This is a genomic window from Pseudomonas sp. NPDC079367, assembly GCF_044542195.1.
Taxonomy (GTDB): Bacteria; Pseudomonadota; Gammaproteobacteria; order Pseudomonadales; family Pseudomonadaceae; genus Aquipseudomonas.
Genome location: NZ_JBITTW010000001.1, coordinates 702,979 through 723,465 on the forward strand (window position 1 = coordinate 702,979; position 20,487 = coordinate 723,465).

Annotated in this window: 23 protein-coding genes; 9 read left to right on the top strand and 14 right to left on the bottom strand. The window is 60.2% G+C overall.

Translation table 11 applies throughout. The features are described from left to right. The first annotated feature begins 40 nt into the window (after positions 1 to 40). Positions 41 to 916 (top strand): LysR family transcriptional regulator, encoded by an 876-nt coding sequence (locus ACIGDJ_RS02955; RefSeq protein ID WP_312998590.1) that lies wholly within the window; start codon positions 41 to 43, stop codon positions 914 to 916. A 61-nt stretch (positions 917 to 977) separates the two neighbouring features. Here ACIGDJ_RS02955 and ACIGDJ_RS02960 read toward each other — a convergent pair whose 3' ends face one another. Continuing rightward, positions 978 to 1,868 carry an MBL fold metallo-hydrolase gene (locus ACIGDJ_RS02960; protein ID WP_397478286.1) on the bottom strand — a complete coding sequence of 297 codons (891 nt, stop codon included), beginning with the start codon at positions 1,866 to 1,868 and terminating at the stop codon, positions 978 to 980. Positions 1,869 to 1,995: 127 nt separating this feature from the next. Here ACIGDJ_RS02960 and ACIGDJ_RS02965 point away from each other — a divergent pair, with 127 nt between their 5' ends. Continuing rightward, entirely contained in the window at positions 1,996 to 2,979 is a 984-nt protein-coding gene (locus ACIGDJ_RS02965) for a GlxA family transcriptional regulator (protein WP_397478287.1), read from the top strand. Between the two features lie 415 nt (positions 2,980 to 3,394). Beyond that, entirely contained in the window at positions 3,395 to 3,847 is a 453-nt protein-coding gene (locus ACIGDJ_RS02970; protein WP_397478371.1) for a thiol-disulfide oxidoreductase DCC family protein, read from the top strand. On the opposite strand, the gene ACIGDJ_RS02975 is transcribed toward ACIGDJ_RS02970, so the two are convergent. Then, complete coding sequence (locus ACIGDJ_RS02975) at positions 3,830 to 4,327, bottom strand: DUF2269 family protein (RefSeq protein WP_397478288.1); 498 nt, start codon at positions 4,325 to 4,327, stop codon at positions 3,830 to 3,832. The genes ACIGDJ_RS02970 and ACIGDJ_RS02975 overlap by 18 nt on opposite strands. Position 4,328: 1 nt before the next feature. Next, a complete protein-coding gene (locus tag ACIGDJ_RS02980; protein ID WP_397478289.1) occupies positions 4,329 to 5,456 on the bottom strand; it encodes a saccharopine dehydrogenase NADP-binding domain-containing protein in 1,128 nt (375 codons plus the stop codon). Between the two features lie 182 nt (positions 5,457 to 5,638). Between ACIGDJ_RS02980 and ACIGDJ_RS02985 the strand changes: the two genes are divergently transcribed. Both ACIGDJ_RS02985 and ACIGDJ_RS02990 read left to right on the top strand, forming a co-directional pair. Further along, positions 5,639 to 5,854 carry a PLD nuclease N-terminal domain-containing protein gene (locus ACIGDJ_RS02985; RefSeq protein ID WP_101162514.1) on the top strand — a complete coding sequence of 72 codons (216 nt, stop codon included), beginning with the start codon at positions 5,639 to 5,641 and terminating at the stop codon, positions 5,852 to 5,854. Positions 5,855 to 6,111: 257 nt separating this feature from the next. Beyond that, a complete protein-coding gene (locus ACIGDJ_RS02990; protein ID WP_101162516.1) occupies positions 6,112 to 6,588 on the top strand; it encodes a hemerythrin domain-containing protein in 477 nt (158 codons plus the stop codon). Between the two features lie 125 nt (positions 6,589 to 6,713). Here the strand turns inward: ACIGDJ_RS02990 and ACIGDJ_RS02995 are convergent, their stop codons facing one another. From ACIGDJ_RS02995 to ACIGDJ_RS03005, 3 genes are all read right to left on the bottom strand, one after another. Next, entirely contained in the window at positions 6,714 to 7,640 is a 927-nt protein-coding gene (locus ACIGDJ_RS02995) for a LysR family transcriptional regulator (protein WP_397478290.1), read from the bottom strand. Beyond that, positions 7,637 to 8,611, bottom strand: coding sequence for a quinone oxidoreductase family protein (locus ACIGDJ_RS03000; RefSeq protein WP_397478291.1), 975 nt, complete (start codon positions 8,609 to 8,611; stop codon positions 7,637 to 7,639). The genes ACIGDJ_RS02995 and ACIGDJ_RS03000 overlap by 4 nt, the downstream gene beginning before the upstream one ends. A 153-nt stretch (positions 8,612 to 8,764) precedes the next feature. Then, a complete protein-coding gene (locus ACIGDJ_RS03005; RefSeq protein ID WP_101162522.1) occupies positions 8,765 to 9,265 on the bottom strand; it encodes an anti-virulence regulator CigR family protein in 501 nt (166 codons plus the stop codon). A gap of 130 nt (positions 9,266 to 9,395) precedes the next feature. Here ACIGDJ_RS03005 and ACIGDJ_RS03010 point away from each other — a divergent pair, with 130 nt between their 5' ends. Next, entirely contained in the window at positions 9,396 to 9,554 is a 159-nt protein-coding gene (locus ACIGDJ_RS03010; RefSeq protein WP_101162523.1) for a DUF2986 domain-containing protein, read from the top strand. Between the two features lies 1 nt (position 9,555). On the opposite strand, the gene ACIGDJ_RS03015 is transcribed toward ACIGDJ_RS03010, so the two are convergent. Then, positions 9,556 to 10,767 carry an MFS transporter gene (locus ACIGDJ_RS03015; RefSeq protein WP_397478292.1) on the bottom strand — a complete coding sequence of 404 codons (1,212 nt, stop codon included), beginning with the start codon at positions 10,765 to 10,767 and terminating at the stop codon, positions 9,556 to 9,558. Between the two features lie 131 nt (positions 10,768 to 10,898). Here ACIGDJ_RS03015 and ACIGDJ_RS03020 point away from each other — a divergent pair, with 131 nt between their 5' ends. After that, the gene (locus tag ACIGDJ_RS03020) at positions 10,899 to 11,792 is read left to right on the top strand and encodes a LysR family transcriptional regulator (protein WP_397478293.1); all 894 of its coding nucleotides are present in this window, start codon (positions 10,899 to 10,901) and stop codon (positions 11,790 to 11,792) included. Between the two features lie 709 nt (positions 11,793 to 12,501). Next, the gene (locus tag ACIGDJ_RS03025) at positions 12,502 to 13,608 is read left to right on the top strand and encodes a M28 family peptidase (RefSeq protein WP_397478294.1); all 1,107 of its coding nucleotides are present in this window, start codon (positions 12,502 to 12,504) and stop codon (positions 13,606 to 13,608) included. A gap of 52 nt (positions 13,609 to 13,660) precedes the next feature. Here ACIGDJ_RS03025 and ACIGDJ_RS03030 read toward each other — a convergent pair whose 3' ends face one another. The 3 genes from ACIGDJ_RS03030 to ACIGDJ_RS03040 are packed head-to-tail and all read right to left on the bottom strand — an operon-like array spanning position 13,661 to position 15,548. Continuing rightward, a complete protein-coding gene (locus tag ACIGDJ_RS03030) occupies positions 13,661 to 14,473 on the bottom strand; it encodes a DUF3618 domain-containing protein (RefSeq protein ID WP_397478295.1) in 813 nt (270 codons plus the stop codon). Further along, a complete protein-coding gene (locus tag ACIGDJ_RS03035) occupies positions 14,470 to 14,898 on the bottom strand; it encodes a phage holin family protein (RefSeq protein WP_101162531.1) in 429 nt (142 codons plus the stop codon). Before ACIGDJ_RS03035 ends, ACIGDJ_RS03030 begins: the two co-directional genes overlap by 4 nt. After that, positions 14,898 to 15,548, bottom strand: a complete 651-nt coding sequence (locus ACIGDJ_RS03040) for a hypothetical protein (RefSeq protein WP_312998551.1) — start codon at positions 15,546 to 15,548, stop codon at positions 14,898 to 14,900. The genes ACIGDJ_RS03035 and ACIGDJ_RS03040 overlap by 1 nt, the downstream gene beginning before the upstream one ends. Before the next feature lie 299 nt (positions 15,549 to 15,847). On the opposite strand from ACIGDJ_RS03040, the gene ACIGDJ_RS03045 reads away from it, so the two are divergent. Further along, entirely contained in the window at positions 15,848 to 17,704 is a 1,857-nt protein-coding gene (locus ACIGDJ_RS03045) for an ABC transporter ATP-binding protein (protein ID WP_101162535.1), read from the top strand. A gap of 194 nt (positions 17,705 to 17,898) precedes the next feature. Here ACIGDJ_RS03045 and ACIGDJ_RS03050 read toward each other — a convergent pair whose 3' ends face one another. From ACIGDJ_RS03050 to ACIGDJ_RS03065, 4 genes are all read right to left on the bottom strand, one after another. Continuing rightward, the gene (locus ACIGDJ_RS03050; protein ID WP_157830936.1) at positions 17,899 to 18,600 is read right to left on the bottom strand and encodes a DUF695 domain-containing protein; all 702 of its coding nucleotides are present in this window, start codon (positions 18,598 to 18,600) and stop codon (positions 17,899 to 17,901) included. 164 nt (positions 18,601 to 18,764) lie between these two features. After that, positions 18,765 to 19,106 carry an antibiotic biosynthesis monooxygenase gene (locus ACIGDJ_RS03055; protein WP_101162539.1) on the bottom strand — a complete coding sequence of 114 codons (342 nt, stop codon included), beginning with the start codon at positions 19,104 to 19,106 and terminating at the stop codon, positions 18,765 to 18,767. A gap of 16 nt (positions 19,107 to 19,122) precedes the next feature. Continuing rightward, positions 19,123 to 20,097 carry a zinc-dependent alcohol dehydrogenase family protein gene (locus ACIGDJ_RS03060; RefSeq protein WP_397478296.1) on the bottom strand — a complete coding sequence of 325 codons (975 nt, stop codon included), beginning with the start codon at positions 20,095 to 20,097 and terminating at the stop codon, positions 19,123 to 19,125. Positions 20,098 to 20,159: 62 nt separating this feature from the next. After that, a complete protein-coding gene (locus tag ACIGDJ_RS03065) occupies positions 20,160 to 20,462 on the bottom strand; it encodes a helix-turn-helix transcriptional regulator (RefSeq protein ID WP_024012559.1) in 303 nt (100 codons plus the stop codon). Between the last annotated feature and the right edge of the window lie 25 nt (positions 20,463 to 20,487).

Sequence of the window (20,487 nt, forward strand, 5' to 3'; positions counted from 1 at the left end):
TGCTATTAATGCCGCGCCCTATGCACAGGAGGCATTGCCCTTGGAACTGGTTTGGCTTGAGGATTTTTCAGCGCTGGCCGAGTACGGCAGCTTCGTCCGGGCCGCTGAAGCGCGCCACGTGACGCAGCCGGCGTTCAGTCGCCGAGTGCGCTCGCTGGAGAACTGGATGGGTGTCGAATTGTTCGTGCGCACCCCGCAAGGCGCGACGTTGACCGAGGCCGGCAGGCAAATTTTGCCCAGTGCCCAGGAAGCAGCCAGACGCCTGTACCGCATGCGCTCCGAGGCGCAGGAAGTGGCTGGCATGGCTGCGAAAACCTTGCAGTTTGCCGCCACTCATTCGTTGTCATTCACCTTCTTCCCACGCTGGTTGCGCAGCGCCGAAAATGGCGCGCCAATCGATGCGGTTCGCCTGCATTCCGACAGCATGGCCGTGTGCGAGCAGATGCTGATTCATGGTCAGGTGCAATTTCTCTTGTGCCATCGCCACCCCGACGTTCCGCCATTACTGGCGCCTGATCAGTTCATTGGCAAGAAGGTCGGCGAAGATGTGCTCGTGCCGCTGGCGAGCGCTTCGGCGCAATTTGGCACTTCGCCCGAAACCCTGCCCTATCTGGCCTATACCCACGAATCCGGTCTGGGCCGAATCGTCTCCCACAGGCTGCATGGCAAGGCAGATTACCTGCATTTGAAACCGCTGTTCAGCAGCCATCTGGCAGCAGTGCTGATGTCGATGGCGCTGGAAAGCAAAGGCGTCGCCTGGCTGCCAAAAAGCCTGACCGAACAGGAAATGGCCGACGGGCGTCTGGTCAGGGCCCTGGATGAAAGCTGGGACATTGCGCTGGAAATTCATCTGACTCGCCCGACGGCACCAATCAGCCCTTCGGCGGAGGAATTCTGGGCGAAGCTGGGGGAGTAATGCGCCACCAAACCCGGGAGCCCGGGCGTGCCAACGGTACGCCCGGGCAGGTCTGAATCCATCAGAATTGCAGCGATGCACCGTCTGCCGGAATGTCCACGCGGCTCTCGATGCCGTGCTTTTGCACATAGCTGCGCAATTCTTCACGAGTCAGCGACATGTGGTTGATCGCATCCATGTGCACGGCAACGATCTTCGCGTCTTTGGCCGCCTGCGCAGCTCGCAGAACATCTTCCTCACCCATGATGATCGAGCCTTCGTAACCGCTCATTTTCGCTTTGCCGGCGTTGAGCACGATGACTTCAGGCTGGAATTTCTCGATGGCCTGATCGACTTCCTTGCGCCAGATGGTATCGCCGGCCAGATAGAGCGTTTTGTAGCCAGGCGCCTGGAACACCACGCCCATGGCTTCGCCCAGCGGTTTGGCGAGGGCCGGCACGGCATACATTTCGTCAGTGCCGTGCTGACCACCGGTTTTGCTGATTTTCACGCCGCCGAACTCGGCTTCATTCTTCAGCACGCGCACATTTTTGAAGCCTTGCGAGCGGATCAACTGCGCATCTTCTTCATGCTGGGCGAACAGAGGGATGTCTTTTGGCAGTGCTTTTTGTGCCGCGTCATCCCAGTGGTCCAGATGCGTATGGGTAACGATCACGGCATCGACGCCGGCAATCACTTGCTCAGGGGACTCGGTCAAATCCACCAGCGGATTACGCAGGTTGCTGCGGTAAGTATTTTCGAACCCAGGGTATGCGCCTTTTTTCGCCAGCATCGGATCGATCAGAAAGGTCGTGTCGCCGTAGGTGATTTTCACGGTAGCGTTACGCACCTGCTGCAGATCAAGCTTGTGCGCAGATTCAGGGTTTGAGCGGGTTTCTGTCTCCGCGAAGGCTGGAACAGTCGCAGCGGCGCAAGCCATGCTCAGGGCAAATGGTAGAGTCTTGAGTGTCATGTGAATCATCCTGTTCGTTGGTGAATGCGTCCATTTTGGCTGAGGCCCGGCGCAGCGAACAGTGGCCTGAATGACATGTATCGTTATAATCGGGCCATCCTGACACCGCGAAACCGAGATCTGTCTTATGTCCCCCATCCATGTTGCCGTTCTGGCATTTGACGGCGTCAGCCTGTTCCACCTGTCCGTGCCGGGCATCGTTCTGGCGACGGCGAATCTGGCGTCCACTGAGCCGCGTTACCAAATCAGTTATTGCGCAGAAGAACCTGGCATGGTCAGCAGTGACCAAGGAATCGGCCTGGCGATAAACCATGGCCTGGAACTGATGGCGGCATCCGACGTCATCATCATTCCGGCATGGGGCGATCAATCGATCACCGCGTCGGCAGGGCTTGTACAAGCGCTGCAACAAGCCCACGCCGCAGGGAAACTGATCGTCGGGTTATGCCTGGGCGCCTTTGTGCTGGCAGATGCCGGACTGCTTGATGGCAAACAGGCAACGACGCACTGGGCGGCGCGCGACGAGTTTGCGCGGCGCTTTCCCAAGGTTCGCTTTCGTCCCGAGGTGCTGTATGTCACCGACGATAATCTGATGACCTCGGCAGGCACCGTAGCGGCTATCGACTGCTGCCTGCATCTGGTGCGCCAGCGCTTCGGTGCTGACGTGGCCAATCACACGGCGAAAATGCTGGTCACCCCACCGCACCGGCCAGGAGGCCAGGCGCAATACGTCGAGCACCCGGTGCCACAACTGTCGAGCGAAACGCATCTGGCTGCGGTTCTGGCTTGGGCGCGCATGCATCTGGGTGAACATCTGTCGCTGGATCTGTTGGCAGAGAAAGCCCGGATGAGTCGCCGCACGTTTACCCGGCGATTCAAGGAAACGACCGGTACTACGGTTGCTAAATGGCTCAACGCTGAACGCGTGGTCAGAGCACAGGCATTGTTGGAAACCACGGATTTATCGGTCGAGTGCATCGCCGGGGAAGCCGGGTTTGGCACGCCGCTGTCGTTACGGCAGCAGTTCGCAGCGCACTTGGGGACGTCGCCGTCGGACTATCGGAAGATGTTTTGTCGAGGAGTGAAGCGCGAGGGGGGTGAACAGACGTGACGCGCCTTTAGCCGGGTTGTCTTGTTCGGGTTCGACTTGGTTGCAGCGGCGCAACTGTCCATCGCCCCAGCCCTCATCCGAGGCAGTGGGCTGGGCTGAGCTGAGCTGAGGGACTTTTGACATCTGACTCGATTCACGCCACCTTGAGCCCCGTCCACGGCTCCGACAACACCCAGAGTTGCTCAGCCAACTCAGCATTCGCCGCCCATTTGGCAATGCCTTTGCGGCCCGATTCAGGCTCAATGTCGCGACCATCGCAGCTTCACTGGGCTATCTGTCCGACGCGGCTTTTGGCGCTGCGTTCCGCCGCGTGCATGGAATCTCGCCGGGGCAATACCGCCGCGATCCGCGGCTATGGAACAAGCGCCTGTTGATCGGGGTTATCATCGCGACAACCGCCGCCAGGAACATGCCGATGCCAGCCATGAAAACCCGCCCTGACCCCGCGCCACTGCTCAAGCCCGGCGAAACCGTGGTGCTGTTCGACGGCGTGTGCAAGCTGTGCAACGGCTGGGCGCGCTTTTTGATTCGCCATGATCGCCAGCGCCGTGTGCGGCTGGCAGCGGTGCAATCGCCCGAGGGCCAGGCCTTGCTGGCGTGGGCCGGTTTGCCGCTGGACGAGTTCGACACCATGGCGGTGATCCGCGACCAGCATTACTGGGAGCGCTCGGATGCATTCCTGCAAGTGGTCGGGCAACTGCCGGGGCGCTGGCAGCCGCTGAAACTGCTGCGGATTTTCCCGCGTCGTCTGCGCGACTGGGCTTACGATCGCATCGCGCTGAACCGCTATCGGCTGTTCGGCAAGTACAACACTTGCCTGCTGCCGACTGCGGATCACGAAAGCCGTTTTCTAAAAGCCCACGGCTGACCCGATCAGTTGCAGCGGCGTCATCTTCGTCACCATCATGAGCACGATGACAAACATTCCGGCGAACCCGGCGACGCCCATCCAGAACCACCAGCGGTACGTGCTCGCGTAGCGAGCATCCAGAGGCAGGCAACCTTCGCCCGCGCTCAGCGCCATGCTCTGCAAACGCTTTTGCAATACCAGCACCGGCAGCCACAACGCGCCGACACAGAAGAAAATGATCAGCGAAGTCAGCAGCCATTCGGTGCTCATCGGAAGCCCCGAGAGCCGCATCAGCAGATAGCCGGTAACAACCTGCACAAACCCGGCCGGCGTGGTGATCCACGTATCGAAACGCACCACCATCCGCGCGACATGGGCGACCACTTGCGGGTTGCCGGTGCGGCTGGCGGCGATCAGGTACAGGTAGGAGCCCATGCCGAAACCGAACAGGAAAACCGCTGCGATCACATGCAAATACTTCAGACAGAGATAGAGCATCTCAACGCTGCCCATCGGCGAACTGGACCGACAGGCTCAAGTTACCCGGATCGTTGATCGCCGCCAGATATTCCTCAACGCTGATTTCGCCCACACACGGTCGCGCGCCGGCCTGCGGTACATAGCCGCGGGCCATTTTGGTTGCGAGGGCGACGGCGGCGCAGCTGGGGATTTCCGGGCCCTTGTCATTCAACGCGGTGAGTTGCGCGGTCATGCTCAGCGGCTGGCCGTCGACACCGATGCCGCAAACATCGATGTACATCGCGCTTTTGCCATCCCCGAAACGCTCGAACCGCGTACCCAGTCGATGCAGGCGCGCCGCCCAGCGCACATGATCGCGCACCAGACCCACGCGCAAGGCTTGCGCCAGCAAAGCATTGGCGACACCGCCGAGTTTCAGACCGGCGCCAGCCTTGAAGCGCAGCGTCTGCGCGCCATAGCGGCGCGCGAAAATATCCATGTCCGGCACATCGACATTGGCCAGCACCCGCGTGCCCAGTTGCGGCATCCTGCGCAAGGTCAGGTCGAGCCAGCCCAATACTTCGTGCACCTGGCCATTCTTTAATTGCCTGATCGGTTTGCCGGCGTAGGCCAGCACGCCTTCGACCGTTGACAGCCCCGGCATCTTCGCCGAGGAAGAAATGCCATGTTCGATCGAATCGATTCGGGCGAAGCGCTCGCGCTGCTGATCAATGATGGCCGAAGACAAGGTCGGCACTGAACTGCAACCACTGAGCACGGCCACACCGGCCTGTCTGGCGCGGGCATCAAGCACATCAATGCCGTTGACGAAGGTGCGGCAGTCAGCCAGATCGCAGTAATTGACCCCGGCACCGATGCAGCTTTCAGCGACTGCGCAGGATTGCCCCTGAAACGGCCCACCGGTGTGCACCACCAACTGGACGTTCAACTCGCGCAACGCCGCTTGAAAATCTGCGCCCATTGCATCGCCGCACCAGCCTTGGCACGTACGCCCCGATTGCACTTGCAGCTCGTCGACCTTGCGCTGCAACTTGCGCGCATCACGGCCCGACAGCAGCAGATCAATTTCTGGCATTTGTGCCAGATGCCGGCAAACGATGCTGCCGAAATTGCCGTAACCACCGACGACCATCACCCTGAATGCCATTGCCTGTCCCTGTCCCTGTTCCTGTTCCTGCCCAAACGTGTGGCGCAGAGGATATAGGCCGCAGCGGCGATCAGACATCTATTTTGCAATCGGGTATCGCCGCGTCCTCGCGTCCCGGGCAAAAAGAATGAACCCAACGCCCCGCTTGTCGCCTAACGCACAGACCATCAGGAGGTAAGCCTATGCAAATCGAAACCGTGTGGATCGTATTGGCGGTCATTCTCGTGCTGATCGAGCTCTGGGCCATCAACCGGGTGCGTAAAAGCGAGGGGAAATCCAGTAATAAAGGTGTGTGGATCGTGCTGATCGTGTTCGTGCCGCTGTTCGGCCTGATCGCCTGGGCGTTGGCGGGGCCCAAGCATATCGGTCGCGGTTCCCCTTCCCAGGCGAATCGGTAAACGCTGTCGCAGGGGCGACTCAAGTATCACTCACAGCCCGGCTTTTGCCGGGCTTGTTATATGCAATGTCGCGCCAGCTGAGATCTTGCAGCCTGCACGAAGGCGTTATGCCTTCTTGTGCGCCAGCCCTTGATTTACGTGGCTTGCGCTTGCTCGGCGAGTTGGCATGAGTCATGCGATAGCCTCTTCCTGAATACACAGCAGCGCGAAAAAAAGAACGCTGTGTTCAATCCGTGAAAAGCAGAGGCCTTAAAAAAATGAATGCCATCGACCTTCTCAAAGCCGACCATGAAAAAGTAAAAGCGATCCTCAGCCAACTGAGTGAATCCACCGAGCGCGCGCTGAAAAAACGCGTGGAGTTGCTGGGCAAACTGGAGATGGAAATCACCCTCCACACCCGCCTCGAAGAAGAGATCCTTTACCCTGCTTTCAAGGAAGCCGGCAGCAAGGAAGAAGAGATCATGTACCACGAAGCCAAGGAAGAGCACCGCACCGTGGATTCGCTGGTACTGCCTGATCTGAAAGAGACCGATCCGGGCACGCCGGAATTTGCCGGTCGGGTCAAAGTGGTCAAGGAGTTGCTCGAGCACCACATCGAAGAGGAAGAAGAGGAAATGTTCCCGAAAGCCCAAAAGCTTTTGGGCAAGGCCAAGCTCGAGGAACTGGGCGCACAGATGGAAGCCATGAAAGCGAGCCATAAAAAGGAAATGGCGGCCAACAATATCGCTGCGTAAAGTATTGAATACACAGAGGCCCGGCAGCGATGCCGGGCCTTTTTGTGCGCCGACATCGATTTCTGTGTTGACGCAAAGGCGAGCACGCCTACAGGGACGGTGGCGACAGCAAATGCTGGTTTTGCTCAGAGGGCCCAGGGTGGCCCGAGCTCGAATTTCGCTTCAATCCACTCCTTGAACGCCACCACTGCCGCTGCCGGGAACCGCGACGACGGCCTGATCAGATAAACGCCGCCCGCCGAATCCAGATGCCAGTCAGGCAGCACGCGAATCAACCGTCCGGCCGCCAGATCGCGGCTCATCAGCCAGTCGCCGGCACCCAGTATGCCGGCGTCGGCCCGGGCTGCTGCGAGTAGGGATTCGCTGTCGCTGGCGGTCAGGTTGCCGTGTGGCGTGATGGTTTGCAGTTCATCGCCGCGATGCAGGCGCCACAGCGGGAACGATGCCAGCCCGCTGAAGCGCAGGCAATTGTGCTGCAGCAGGTCGTGCGGGGTTTGCGGCATGCCGTGGGCCTCGATGTAGGCTGGCGATGCGCAGAGAATCCGTCGATGGTCACTGAGCTTTTTCGCGATCAGCCGATTGTCGTCCAGCTCGCCGATACGGATGGCCGCGTCGAAGCCCTGCTCGATGATATCGACGAGGCCTTCGCTGTAATCGGCGACCAGCGAGACGTGCGGATGTGCCTTGAGAAATTGCGGCAGCAACGGCCCCAGCCACAACCGCCCCATCGCCGCCGGCAAAGCCAGGCGCAAGGTGCCGCGCACTTCGCTGGCGCCCTGCACCGCTTGCTGTTGCGCCTCGTTCATCAGTTCGACGGCCGCGCGCAAACGTTGTTCGAGTTGCAGGCCAGCCTCGGTGATGCGCACGTGCCGTGTCGAGCGCTCTACCAGCCGCACACCCAAACGTTTTTCCATCGCCGCCAGGCGCTTGGAAACGATGGTCGGATGACGCTGCAACAAGCGGCCCGCCGCGACAAACGAGCCTTGCGCGGCGACGGCGAGAAAGGCTGCGATCTCATCGCTGTGCGGATTGCTCAGAACATCCAGATTCATGGTTTTAGAATGATCGCCCCTGATGATCGCCCCGATTCGAGATCGGCATGCGCTAGTGCCGCGTCGGCCAATGCATAACGCGCGCGGATTTGCGGCGTGATGATACCGGCGGCAACAGCGGCCAGCACGTCTTGCGCACGCTCCTGATATTCGGCTGTCGTGGCGGTATGCGCGGCCAGCGATGGACGGGTCAGGAACAGCGAGCCCTTGGCATTGAGCGTGGCCATTTCTACCGCTGCCGGCGCCCCGGTCTGTGCACCGAACGAAACCATCAGTCCGCGTGGGCGCAAGCTGTCCAGCGAGGCTTGAAAAGACACCCGGCCAATCGGGTCATACACCACATCGACCTTGCGCCCCTCGGTGATACGCAACACATCGGCGGCGAGGGTTTCGGCGTCGAATACCAGCACGTCGTCACAGCCCGACGCGCGAGCCTTGTAAACGCTGGCCTGCTTCGACACCACGCCGATCACCGTTGCGCCAAGGTATTTGGCCCACGGCACCATGATTTCTCCCAGACCACCCGCGACGCCGTAAAGCAGCATCGTCGTGCCCGGCCCGACCGGGTAAGTCGCCTTCAGCAGGTACTGCGCGGTGATGCCTTTGAACAACACCGCCGCCGCGTCTTCGAACGACAACTCATCGGGGATTTTCACCAGACGCTCGGCCGGGAACAGCCGCGCCGACGCGTAGCCGCCCAAAGGTCCAGTGGCATAAGCGACTCGATCACCCACGCGGACATTGCTCACACCGGCGCCGACAGCCGCCACCCGACCGGCGCCCTCAAGCCCCAGCCCCGAGGGCAATGCAACCGGCACCGCACCTTTGCGCTGGGTCACATCGAGGTAATTGACGCCAATCGCCTCTTGCTCCAGCCAGACCTCGTCGGGGCCGGGGGACTGCTCATTGACTGTTTGCAACGCCAGGACGTTCGGAGCGCCCGTTTCGGTCAAGCGAATTGCGCTGGTCATGCTCATCTCCTTTCAGTCATTAAGCGTTGATCGGAGTCTGAAAGCTCAACGCTCGACGAACAAGGCAGGCTGAATGCAGTTCATTACTGCACCTGATGCAGCTATGCAGACACAAAAAAGGAGCGACACTTGCTGCCACTCCTTACGGGTAGATCAATCGAACGCGCCGTTAAGTACCTCGTAAATCAGCCCGGTAGCCAGCGCAACGAGGATCAGATCGGTGCCCACCTGTTGCCATTCATAGCCGTCATAGTGGGGCAAATGGCCGAGCAGACGCCCGTCCAGCTTCTTGGCGATACCCGGAGGCAGCGGTTTGCCCCGCGCCAGATTCTTTTGAATGCCCGGCGGCAGGGGCGGCCCCGGATTCCAGTATTCGCCGCGATAGCCGCCGACGATGCCAAGAATATTGCCGTGATCAACACTAGGTCCGCCGCCGCGATTACCGGAGGATGGCTGGCCTTTGTTGCCGTTGCCTTGACCGCTTCCACCCTGTTTCCCGTGGTCCTGCATGTTCTGCGGTTTGCCCTTGCCGTTGCCTTGGCCGCCTTGCCCCCCTTGTCCCTTGCCATTGCCGGGGTCGGCCAGTGCCGTCGTGCTGCCGATTACAAGCGCGAGGCAAGACAACGCGACAATCAATTTGCGAGCTTTTCTCATGTGCGATTCCTTCGGGTTGGGGGGATGCTCTTGAGTATGGGGGAATGTGCTCAGCTTAGTGGATTTCTTCTTGCTGACCACTCGGCCTTGCTTCAGGATTCCCACCCTCTCCACCCGCGATCGAAAAGTCATGAACCGTCAAAAGAAGCTGCAGCAGTTGTTCAAGGAAAAGGCTAAAAAGGCCAACGCCAAACTGGCGCCGAAAAAGCCCAAGTACATCTGCAAGGCCGATCGCCTGAAGCTGGAAGCAGACGCCGCGCAGGCGGCGGGCGAACACACCGAAAGCTGAATCAGCCTTTCTGTCGCGACGTCAGCCAGGTCATCAACGCCGCCAGCACGAGCAACACTGCGCTGGCGGAAAACGTCAGCCGATAACCGCTGCCGTCGAACAGCAGACCGCCAACGGTAGAACCCGCAGCAATCGACAACTGCACTACCGCAACCATCAGCCCTCCGCCCGCTTCGGCATCGTCGGGCAACGTGCGTGCCAGCCACGACCACCAGCCCACCGGCGCCGCCGTCGCGATCAACCCCCACAAACCCAGCAACACGAACGTCGCGATCAGCGAGCTGCCCAGCCCGATCAGCGCCACCGCAATCATCGCCATCAGCAGTGGAATGGCGATCACCACTCTGTACAGACCTGACTTCAGCACCGACCCAATGATCACGGTGCCGATAAACCCGGCCACACCAATGACCAGCAGCATCATCGACAGCAGCGGAACATAGACCTGGGTCACGGTTTCCAGAAAGGGTCGCAGGTACGTGAACAGAACAAACTGGCCCATGAAGAACAGGCCGGCGCTAACCATGCCCAACGCCACCCGGCGGCTTTTGAACAAAGCAAAGACATTGCCTGCGCTGGCCTTGCGCGGCGCAGCGGGAAGCGCGGGCAAGCTGATCCACTGCCAGAGCAGCGCAATCAACGCCACTGGAATCAGGCAAAAGAACGCACCGCGCCAGCCAATCACACTGCCCAGATAACTGCCCAGAGGTGCCGCCACAACGGTCGCCAGTGCATTGCCGCCGTTAAAAATGGCCAGCGCCTTGGGCACGCTGGCGGATGGCACCAGACGCATGGCCAGCGCCGCCGACATCGACCAGAAGCCGCCAATAACCACGCCGATCAATGCGCGACCGATCATGTACACCGTGTAATTGGGCGCCAGGCCGACCACCAGACCGGACGCGCACATCAGCGCCGTCAACAGCAGCAACAGGCGCTTGCGATCCATCGAGCCGGCGAGCCTGGTGATCGTCAGGCTGGTCAGCACCGCGAACGCGCCGGAGATGGCGATGCCATAGCCGGCCAAGCCTTCGCTGATGTGCAAGTCCGTGGCCATTGGCGTGAGCAGACTGACCGGCATGAACTCGGAGGCGATCAGGGCGAAGACACACAAGGTCATCGCGAACACGCCGCTCCAATACGCCGGTTGTTCGCCAGTTGCAGATACGCCCTTGGCCTGGGCCGTCGGGTTATCGATTGCTTGAGCCGTCATGCGAAAACCTGTCTTGAAGAAGAAATCATCGAGGCATTTCTACCCCGCTACTCAGGCTGCAAAGCTTGACGGATCAGGCTTAACTTGATTAGTAGCGATAATCTTCATGTGCTTTTGAGAAAAATTCAGCAATGAGTAGCGGCAAAATCAATGACCTGCAGGCGTTTCTGGCGGTGGCCCAGGAGCAGAGCTTCACCAAAGCCGCCGCCCGCCTCGGCGTAACGCCGTCCGCGCTGAGTCATACGGTCCGCGCGCTGGAGCAGCGTCTGGGTATCCGCTTGCTCGCTCGTACGACGCGCAATGTCTCACCCACCGAGGCAGGCGATCGCTTGATGCATTCTATTGCGCCGCTGTTGGAGCAGATCAGCGCCGAGCTTGAGGCCCTCGGTGAACTGCGCGACAAGCCCAGCGGCACCATCCGCATTTCCTGCACGGACGATCAGATTGAATTGTGCATCCGGCCGATGCTTGCGCAGTTTTTGCAGGACTATCCAGACATCATCCTGGAGTTTTACGTCGATTACGGATTTACCAATGTGGTCAAGGAACGCTTCGATGCTGGCATCCGTCTCGGCGAGTCGATCAGCAAGGACATGATCGCCGTGCGCATCGGTCCGGACTGGCGCCTGGCCGTGGTCGCTTCGCCCGAATACTTCGCCCGCCACACGGCGCCCTCCACGCCGCATCAGTTGATGGAGCACACCTGCGTCAACATCCGCCACCAACCAGCCGGCGCGATTTACGCCTGGGAGTTCGCGCACAAGGGTCAGGATTTCAGCGTGAAGGTCGACGGGCAATTGGTGTTCAACAGCATCATGCATGTGCTCAATGCCGCCGTGGATGGCATCGGCGTGGCCTACGTGCCCGAGCAACTGGTCGCGCCGTATCTGGCCGACGGGCGACTGGTGGAGGTGTTAAGCGACTGGTGCCCGACCTTTCAGGGCTATCACCTGTATTACCCGAACAGGCGCCAGGGCTCGGCGGCGTTTGCGGCTTTCGTCGAAGCGCTGAAGTACAACCGCTGACACCAATATGCGCCGAGCCCAACACCGATTTCCTGTGGAAGTGAGCTCCCTGTAAACGCAGGATCCAATCCAGTTTTCAGCGCAAACGAAACCCCTCCAGGAGTGGGCTTGCCCGCGAAGGCGTCGGCACATTCAGCATCATCATTGCCTGATGCACCGCATTCGCGAGCAAGCCCGCTCCCACATTGGTCCGGAGGCGAATCGACCATCTTCAGCGCAACCAAGATCCCTGTGGGAGTGGGCTTGCCCGCGAAGGCGTTGGCACATTCAGCATCATCATTGCCAGACACTCCGCTTTCGCGAGCAAGCCCGCTCCCACATTGGTTCGGAGGTAAATCGACCATCTTCAGTGCAACCAAAATCCCTGTGGGAGTGGGCTTGCCCACGAAGACGTTGGCACATTCAGCATCATCATTGCCTGATGCACCGCATTCGCGAGCAAGCCCGCTCCCACATTGGTCCGGAGGCAAATCGACCATCTTCAGCGCGACCAAGATCCCTGTGGGAGTGGGCTTGTCCGCGAAGGGGTTGGCACATTCAACATCGTCATTGCCTGATGCACCGCTTTCGCGAGCAAGCCCGCTCCCACAATATTCGAGATCAAATCAAGCATCTTCGTCGTATTCCGATGTGAATTTTCCTGCCGATCTGCCCCCTAAAACTCTGAACGGGCGATACACGTTCGTCGATGTAAGGAGGGTCAGCACGCATGTCGGATAACCAGGCGCCTTCGCCGCGCAATACTCAGCAATCCACCCAGACGCTATTGAGCCGTTTGCTCATGGCGCGCGGCCCCGGCGGTCAGGAAGACGAAGTCAGAGCGATCTGTCTGGAAGAATTGCAGCGCCATTGCGATAAGGTCTGGACCGACCGGGCCGGCAATGTCATCGGCTTGCGCAAGGGCCGCGAACCCGATCCAGACGGGCAGCACGCCGTGCGCATCATGGGCCACATGGATGAGATCGCCATGGTGGTCAAACGCGTCGAGCCGGACGGCACGTTGCGGGTGGTGGCTTTGGGCGGCGCCAATCCGGTGAATTTCGGTGTCTGCCCGGTGAATATTCTTGGCGACGCGCAAACGCTGCCCGGTGTGCTGTCGTTCGGTTCGATGCACGCGACGACAGGCTCGCCACAGGGCCAGGATGTGATGAGCGGCGCGGTCGAGTGGAAAGACGTGCACATCATCACCCGCCATGATCAGCAGACTTTGCAAGCCATGGGCGTGCGGCCCGGCACGCGCGTTGTGCTCAGCCAGCATTGGCGTACGCCGTTCCGGGTGGGTGACGCCACTGCGGCGCACTTTCTCGATGACCGCGCGCCAGTCGTCGCCATGCTCCTCGCTGCCGAGCAACTCAAGCACAGCCCCATCGAATTGCGGCACGACACCTACTTCGTCTTCACCACGCTTGAGGAAGAAAGCAACGCCGGCGCGATGTATGCCGCCGCGCACGTGCCCGGTGACACCACGATTGCTGTGGAAGTCGGCCCGGTGATGAGCGAATACGCAACGCGATTGAGTGTCGACCCGATCATCGATACCGGCGACCAGAAAGGCTATTACTCGCGCGGCGTGGTCATGGCTTTGGCCGACGCGGCCAAGCGTTGCGGCTTCGATCCGCAGTTTGCCCTGCTGCTGGATTTCGCCTCCGACGCCAGTGCGGTGATGAGCTCAGGTATCAGCGCCCAGGCCGGCTGCATTGCGATCCCGACGGAAAATACCCACGGTTTCGAGCTGGTGGTCGACGGCGCGATTGAGGCGTGTGCGCAGACGTTGGTGGAGTATCTGCAAGGCCTGCAGAACGAAGCATCGACCTGACCGTTGCGCAACAAAACGGGAGGCCATTACAGGCCTCCCTTGTTTCTCACCTTCACGACGTGCCCAGACCCTGCGACAGATCCGACGAAGATGGCCGCGCTGGATCGGTTTTGGTTTCAACCTCGGTTTGCTCGGTGGTTCGGGTCACCGTGTCGCGCACCGCATCGTAGCCCTCCTGGGCTTTCTGTTTGGCTTTGTCGACCATCCCGGCGCTGGTGCGGCCCATGTAGCGCTGTTCAGTGGAGGTCGTCGGTAACGCCGCACCGAGCAAGGCACCCAAGGCGACCCCGGCAGCAGCGACCATCAGCGGCTGCTCTTTGAGCATGTGGCTGAATTGCTGCCCGAGCACTTGCGAATTGCGCGACAACCGATCGCCGGCGTCATGCATCGCATGGCTCAGATTTTCCCTGGCGGCCCCGACGTTGTCCCCGAGGTGGCTGGCCTTGCCTTTGAGCGACTGATAGCCGCCCTTCAGCGAGTCAGTGGTGGAGTGCAGATGGGCACGAGCGCTGTCGATGCCGTCCGCCAAACCATCGGCCCATTCACCAGCCTTGTCCTGATCCGGTCCGCTGCGATAGGTCGGTTGCGGCACGGGTGGACGATTCTGGCTCATCATCAGCCAGAGCAGCCCCACGGAGGTCAGCACCGCCGGCACCGGATTATTGCGCACGCTGGTGCCCAGGTTAGTGAAGAACGTCGAGCCATTGCTCTGCATCATTCCCCAGGCCTGATCGATCATCTGCCCGGGGGTAAACTTGCTTTCCAGTTGATCGACGATATTGCCGATGCTCGCGCGTTGCGCATCGATTTCGCGCTCGATCTGCTCCGGACTTTTTTCCGCTTCGATATCCAGTTCGCTTTTCATGAGACTTTCCTCCGCAGCGCTTCCTGATCCTTGTTCAAGGCGTCGAGGGTGCGATCAGGTTTGAAGTGAGACGGCTCGAATTGTTTCTTCCCGGATTGCAGCATGGCGAAGCCGATGATCATCACCACCACGCCAACGATCAGCGCGGCCAGCCACGGCGCCATGAACAGGCTCAGGCCGTACACTGCCGACATCAGCAGAATGATGAAGCCGGCGAGGAACACAATGGCGCCGCCGGCAACCGCACCGATGCCTGCCTTCAGCGTGCTGAGGCTGTTCTGCAATTCGGCTTTGGCGAGTGCCAGTTCCTTGGTGAACAACGCCGGGACCTCGCGAGACAGTTGCCGCAACAGGCCGACCACCGAAGCGTCATCCGTTTGGCCAAGGGGCCTTGCCCCGCTCAGATCAGATTCATCTCTGTTCATCACAGTTCTCCTTTGGTGTCGGGTGCATGCGGTACGGAAGCTCCCGCAAAATCAGCGGGGTGATCATGTTCATCGGGTGAAGTCGGGGTGATGCCGGTGGCCAGTCCCGGATTGGCCTGGCTCGATGGCGGCATTGACGATTCATAGGGCCGCTGCGCGCCGTAATCGGCTGACGGTGGCGTCGATGTCGTGCCCTGCGCCGGATCGTGTTCGGCGCTGACCGTCGCCGCCGCAGCCGTGCCTGCCTTGAGAAACCGCGACAGGCCGAAGCCGATGGCAATGCTGCCGGCGATAAACAAGCCCGGGTTGCTGCGCGCCAGATCCGCTGCATCGTGCAGCAGCTGTTCGGCACTCTTGCCGCGCAGATTGCCCGCCAGCCCGGTCATGGAATCCGCCATGTCAGTCAAGTAATCGGACATGCCCAGCGTGTCCTTGTCCTGCAGTTCCGAGACGAAACTTTTAGCCCCTTGCGCCAAGGCTTCGATCTGCTCGGCCGCCGTATCGCGATACTGGCCGAACTGCGCATCGGCCTGTTGCCGCGCACCGCCCAGCGCTTCATTGACGTCGTCCTTCAAATGTTCAAAACCTTGTCCAGGCTTGCTGTTCGGATCACCTGATTCAAAGCCTGCCCTGCTGTCTGAAGTGTTCATGTGGCCCCTCGCGTTCTGACTGGAAACGGAAAAAACGGAGCTACACGGCAACATTGCCTCGAGCCCCCACATAGAAAAGGACGGAGCAGCTTGCGCGAGAGTTCAAAGAGGTTGATGAGCGTGCAACGTCTGGCCTGGATCACCGACGAAAGGTTGCGCCTGGCGAGATTGCGTTGAGCTTCTGCGCCTGGCCGCGGTCAAGACAAGGCACTAGCTTTTATTTAGAACACGACGCTGAAACCCGCAACAACGTCGATAGATGGCAGAATCCCCACACCCTGATCACTTCGGAGACCGCAATGCTTCGCCTGTTTGAAGAAAGGCTCGACCCCTTCCCGCCCGACGAGGCGCCGCCACCGCCAGTCGGCCTGATGCGTTTTTTGTGGGCCTGCACCCGGGGTGCGCGCGGTTACATCCTCGCCTTCGCCCTGCTCAGCGCCAGCGTGTCGATCTACGAGGCGTGGCTGTTTTCCTTCCTCGGGCAAGTGGTGGATCTGCTCTCGACCTGGCAATCGGGCGGCACCGCGAGTGATGAGGAAAGCCGTGTGCTGTGGGGTATCGGCATTGTGCTGGTAGTCAGCATCGGGCTGGTGGCGCTGCGCACGATGGTTCAGCACCAGATCTTGGCGATCAATTTGCCGCTGCGCCTGCGTTGGGACTTTCACCGGTTGATGCTGCGGCAAAGCCTGTCGTTCTTCTCCGACGAGTTTTCCGGGCGAGTCACCACCAAAGTGATGCAGACCGCGCTGTCGGTTCGCGAGGTCTTGTTCACCCTGATCGAAATCCTCCCCGGTATCGGCGTGTACTTCATCGCGATCATTGCGCTGGCCGGTGGCTTTGCGCTGAAACTGATGCTGCCGTTTCTGGCGTGGATCGTTTTGTTCGGGCTGGCGATGGTGTATTTCGTGCCGCGTCTGGGCAAGGTCGGCCAGGAGCAGGCCGACGCACGCTCCTCGATGACCGGACGGATTGCCGACGCCTACACCAACATCACCACAGTCAAACTGTTCTCGCACTCCAAGCGTGAAGCGCACTTTGCCCGAGCGGCGATGGAAGATTTCAAGCTCACCGGATTCCGTCAGATGCGGCTGGTCAGCCAGTTTGAAATCGTCAATCAGGCGCTGGTGGTCGCGTTGATTCTGGGTGCCGGCGGCTATGCATTGTGGCTGTGGCATCAGGGCGAAGTCGGCACCGGCGCCGTCGCGGCGATCACCGCCATGGCGTTACGCATCAATGGCATGTCGCACTGGATCATGTGGCAGATGACTTCGCTGTTCGAAAACATCGGCACTGTGCAGGACGGCATGGCTACCCTGACCAGCGGCCCGAAAGTCCAGGACGCGCCGAATGCCAAGGTGCTTGAGCCTGCCGGCGGCGAAGTGGTATTCGACAATGTCAGCTTCAACTACAACGGTGAACGTCAGGTGCTCGACGGCTTGACGCTGCAGATCCGCCCCGGCGAAAAAATCGGCCTGGTCGGCCGCTCCGGTGCAGGCAAATCTACGTTGATCAATCTGCTGCTGCGCTTCTATGACGTTGATCGCGGCGAAATCCGCATCGATGGGCAGAACATCGCCGAGGTCACCCAGGACAGCCTGCGCAGCGTGATCGGCATGGTCACCCAGGACACCTCGCTGCTGCACCGCTCGATCCGCGACAACATCGCCTACGGTCGCCCGGACGCTACCGACGAAGACATCCACCGCGCGGCGGTGAACGCCCAGGCAGACGGGTTCATCAGCCAGTTGAGCGACAAGCAGGGCCACAGCGGCTACGACACGCTGGTCGGCGAACGCGGCATCAAGCTCTCGGGCGGGCAGCGCCAACGCATCGCCATCGCCCGGGTGATGCTGAAAAACGCGCCGATCCTGCTGCTCGACGAAGCCACCAGCGCGCTGGACTCGGAAGTCGAAGTGGCGATCCAGGAAAGCCTGGATGAAATGATGCAGGGCAAAACCGTGATCGCCATCGCCCACCGCTTGTCGACCATTGCGGCGATGGACCGGCTGATCGTCATGGACGAAGGTCGCATCATCGAACAAGGCACCCACGCGCAACTGCTGGAGAAGAACGGCACCTATGCGCGGCTGTGGCAGCACCAGAGCGGTGGCTTCCTCGGTGAAGATCGCGGTTTGGTTGAGGTGATGGAGGAGTGATCAGGCTGGAGGGCCGGGGCCCCGGGCAACAGGATCGGCTCGAGGTTCTCGAGAAGGACATCTGGCGGGCGCATGGCTGTAATCCGCGGCAGGAGATGGCCGCTGCGCCGCAACGAACGCCTCTGAAGCGACTACGGCTACGGACTCCTTGCGATGAGAGAAGTCCGTTTCAAGAGGTTATCCGTTGAGAGTCTTCACTCCAGGCATCGCTTGGGCGTCAGTCGAGTTTGCTCGGTGTTCGGCACCTCAGCACTGACATCTGCCTGTTTACGGCTGCTGAATTCAATCGGATAAGGCCCGGTCTGCGCCAGAGCTGCCTGCACACGGCTGACAAAGGCCGCGTCGTCCAGGGTGTAGAAAACCCACACTTGACGCTTTCCGCCGGTGACCGTGCACCCCCACTTTGCGAACTCATCCGCCGTTACAGCCGCCTTAATCAGGCGGTCCACCTGCATCATCCGCGCGGATTCCTTTGAACTCGGCAGGAAGCGATCCGACACGTATTTCCAGCTGATGCGAGCCTTGTAAGGAAACGCTTGGGTATCCTTGAGATTCAGGTCGGAAGGCATGCGAAAACTCGCTGGCATTGGCTCGTCAGGAAAATCAGACGGTTGGAAATCGCTGTCGCCTGGCACGGCCACTTGCCGTTGCGGATTGTCAGCAGGATCATCACTGAGCAGTATTCTGAGCGCTTCAGCTTGGCGCTCTTTCCGCTCGCTCATGCATTTGGCGTAGGCCTTTGTATGCGCTGGACCGGCATCCAGACAAGGATCGCGCTCCACCGGTCTTGGAGAATGGGAGCGCGTGCAGCCGGTCGTGATCAGGCTTGCCAGCAACAATAGAACAACGGCTGGCCAGATTTCAGGGCGCAGGGAAGCGTGGGGAGTGACTTTCAAGTGGCCTTCCTTGGATGAGCAGCAGTACGAGACATATGGAAAACGGCGCATTTTGCCTGCCACCCCTGCCCCATGAACAGGCCAAAGCGGAATTAAAGTGGCAATTCATCACAAGCAGTGCTCGACCAGCCACAGCCGCTTGTGGCGAACAGCCACATACTCCCTCAGATGCCTACGCTGGCACCGCTGTCCGGTACGCCAAAGTCGCCCCCCGGAAAAGCACCACCCTCAATGTGATAGACCCTAGGTTCTGCCGAAAAATAATCCTCAAGCCCCAGCATGAACCGCTGGTGGTCTTCGCTTTCTTCAAACCCCGGCGAGTGATCCTCAAGCGATTGCCAGCGCACGATCAAATTGAATTGCTCGGGGGTTTCAATACCTTGCGCCAGCAAGTGGCCGCCGTAGCCTTTGGCGCGAGTGAGCAACGGTTCGACTTCGGCAAATGCCCTTCGGAAGGCTTCAGTCTGTTGTGGGTGAACGGGCAGCACAGCGATCTCGTAAACCATGATGTTTCTCCAAAATTCAGACGATGAGCGAAGGCTCGACGGCGATGGCGATTTTTCCCAGCAGACCGTTGTTGGCGCTTTCCAGTCGGGCATGGGCGAGCGGGATGTCGGCGAGCGAGTACACCGCGCCAACGTGGGGCCGCAACTGGCCGCGCTCGACCAACGCGCTCAGTTCATCAAGCTTGCCGCGGTTCTGGCGGGTGAAGACGAAGTGATAGCTGGCGTTCTTGCCCCAGGCCTGGACAAGGTTTTGTGGCTGCGCAATGTCGACGATCGAGACGACGCGACCAAGCTGGGCGAGCGCGTCGGCGCTGCGGGACAGGGTATCGCCGCCGATGGTGTCGAACACCACATCGACGCCGTGGCCTGCGGTCTCGCGCATGATCGCTTCGACGTAATCCTCCTGGGTGTAATCGATCACCACATCAGCGCCCAGGCTGCGGACGAACTCGGCGTTGGCCTCGCGCACGGTGGTGAACACTCTGGCGCCCATGGCCTTGGCCACCTGAATCGCCACATGACCGACCCCGCCCGCGCCGCCATGGATCAGAATGCTCTCGCCCACGCGGAGCACGGCGCGCACGGTCAGCGCTTCCCACACAGTACCGCCGACCAGACTCAGACTGGCCGCCTCCAGGTGACTCAGCGAGGCAGGCTTTCTGGCGATGATGCTTTCGGCCGCGACGTGGTACTCGGCATAACTGCCCTGCCCGTCGAATATCTGCGGGGTGTACCAGACTTCGTCGCCCGGCGCGAAAGCGCTGACGCCCGGCCCGATGGCTTCAACCACGCCCGACACGTCGTGACCGGTAATGGCCGGCAGCGGCACCAGATCGGGATAGTCACCGCGCCTAACCTGATAATCCAGCGGATTGATGGAAGTGGCGTGCACTCGGACCAGCACTTGGCCCGCTTGCGGAACCGGTTTGGGCACATCGTTGAGTTCGAACGAATCAGGACCGCCGAAGGATTTCAAAATCATCGCTTTCATGGCAAAACCTCGTATCGACAAAGAGGGATATCGAGAATTCTCGATATCCTAAAGTAAAAAAATTACAGCTCTTTCCCTATGATCTCTGCAAGCGCGCTGATAGCAGCCTCATTGCGTTTGTAGTAGGTCCATTGACCGATGCGTCGCACTTCAACCAGCCCCACGCGCTGCAACGTGGCCAGGTAACTCGACACCGTCGACTGCGACAGGCCGATACCTTCCTGGATGCTGCTGACGCAGACGCCCTCAACAAGCACATCACCCTCATCCTGCGGGGGGAAGTTCTTGACGGGATCCTTCAGGCCTTCAAGGATCTTGAGGCGCGTCGGGTTCGAGAGGGCTTTGAAGATTTCGATCAGTTCCATGCGCCGAGGATATCGAGATTCTTCG

What these genes read in the sequence shown, in the direction of transcription:
- ACIGDJ_RS02960 (WP_397478286.1), bottom strand. Translation starts at nt 1,868, where the DNA reads ATGACACTCAAGACTCTACCATTTGCCCTGAGCATGGCTTGCGCCGCT.
- ACIGDJ_RS02965 (WP_397478287.1), top strand. Translation starts at nt 1,996, where the DNA reads ATGTCCCCCATCCATGTTGCCGTTCTGGCATTTGACGGCGTCAGCCTG.
- ACIGDJ_RS02970 (WP_397478371.1), top strand. Translation starts at nt 3,395, where the DNA reads ATGCCAGCCATGAAAACCCGCCCTGACCCCGCGCCACTGCTCAAGCCC.
- ACIGDJ_RS02975 (WP_397478288.1), bottom strand. Translation starts at nt 4,327, where the DNA reads ATGCTCTATCTCTGTCTGAAGTATTTGCATGTGATCGCAGCGGTTTTC.
- ACIGDJ_RS02980 (WP_397478289.1), bottom strand. Translation starts at nt 5,456, where the DNA reads ATGGCATTCAGGGTGATGGTCGTCGGTGGTTACGGCAATTTCGGCAGC.
- ACIGDJ_RS02985 (WP_101162514.1), top strand. Translation starts at nt 5,639, where the DNA reads ATGCAAATCGAAACCGTGTGGATCGTATTGGCGGTCATTCTCGTGCTG.
- ACIGDJ_RS02990 (WP_101162516.1), top strand. Translation starts at nt 6,112, where the DNA reads ATGAATGCCATCGACCTTCTCAAAGCCGACCATGAAAAAGTAAAAGCG.
- ACIGDJ_RS02995 (WP_397478290.1), bottom strand. Translation starts at nt 7,640, where the DNA reads ATGAATCTGGATGTTCTGAGCAATCCGCACAGCGATGAGATCGCAGCC.
- ACIGDJ_RS03000 (WP_397478291.1), bottom strand. Translation starts at nt 8,611, where the DNA reads ATGACCAGCGCAATTCGCTTGACCGAAACGGGCGCTCCGAACGTCCTG.
- ACIGDJ_RS03005 (WP_101162522.1), bottom strand. Translation starts at nt 9,265, where the DNA reads ATGAGAAAAGCTCGCAAATTGATTGTCGCGTTGTCTTGCCTCGCGCTT.
- ACIGDJ_RS03010 (WP_101162523.1), top strand. Translation starts at nt 9,396, where the DNA reads ATGAACCGTCAAAAGAAGCTGCAGCAGTTGTTCAAGGAAAAGGCTAAA.
- ACIGDJ_RS03015 (WP_397478292.1), bottom strand. Translation starts at nt 10,767, where the DNA reads ATGACGGCTCAAGCAATCGATAACCCGACGGCCCAGGCCAAGGGCGTA.
- ACIGDJ_RS03020 (WP_397478293.1), top strand. Translation starts at nt 10,899, where the DNA reads ATGAGTAGCGGCAAAATCAATGACCTGCAGGCGTTTCTGGCGGTGGCC.
- ACIGDJ_RS03025 (WP_397478294.1), top strand. Translation starts at nt 12,502, where the DNA reads ATGTCGGATAACCAGGCGCCTTCGCCGCGCAATACTCAGCAATCCACC.
- ACIGDJ_RS03030 (WP_397478295.1), bottom strand. Translation starts at nt 14,473, where the DNA reads ATGAAAAGCGAACTGGATATCGAAGCGGAAAAAAGTCCGGAGCAGATC.
- ACIGDJ_RS03035 (WP_101162531.1), bottom strand. Translation starts at nt 14,898, where the DNA reads ATGAACAGAGATGAATCTGATCTGAGCGGGGCAAGGCCCCTTGGCCAA.
- ACIGDJ_RS03040 (WP_312998551.1), bottom strand. Translation starts at nt 15,548, where the DNA reads ATGAACACTTCAGACAGCAGGGCAGGCTTTGAATCAGGTGATCCGAAC.
- ACIGDJ_RS03045 (WP_101162535.1), top strand. Translation starts at nt 15,848, where the DNA reads ATGCTTCGCCTGTTTGAAGAAAGGCTCGACCCCTTCCCGCCCGACGAG.
- ACIGDJ_RS03055 (WP_101162539.1), bottom strand. Translation starts at nt 19,106, where the DNA reads ATGGTTTACGAGATCGCTGTGCTGCCCGTTCACCCACAACAGACTGAA.
- ACIGDJ_RS03060 (WP_397478296.1), bottom strand. Translation starts at nt 20,097, where the DNA reads ATGAAAGCGATGATTTTGAAATCCTTCGGCGGTCCTGATTCGTTCGAA.
- ACIGDJ_RS03065 (WP_024012559.1), bottom strand. Translation starts at nt 20,462, where the DNA reads ATGGAACTGATCGAAATCTTCAAAGCCCTCTCGAACCCGACGCGCCTC.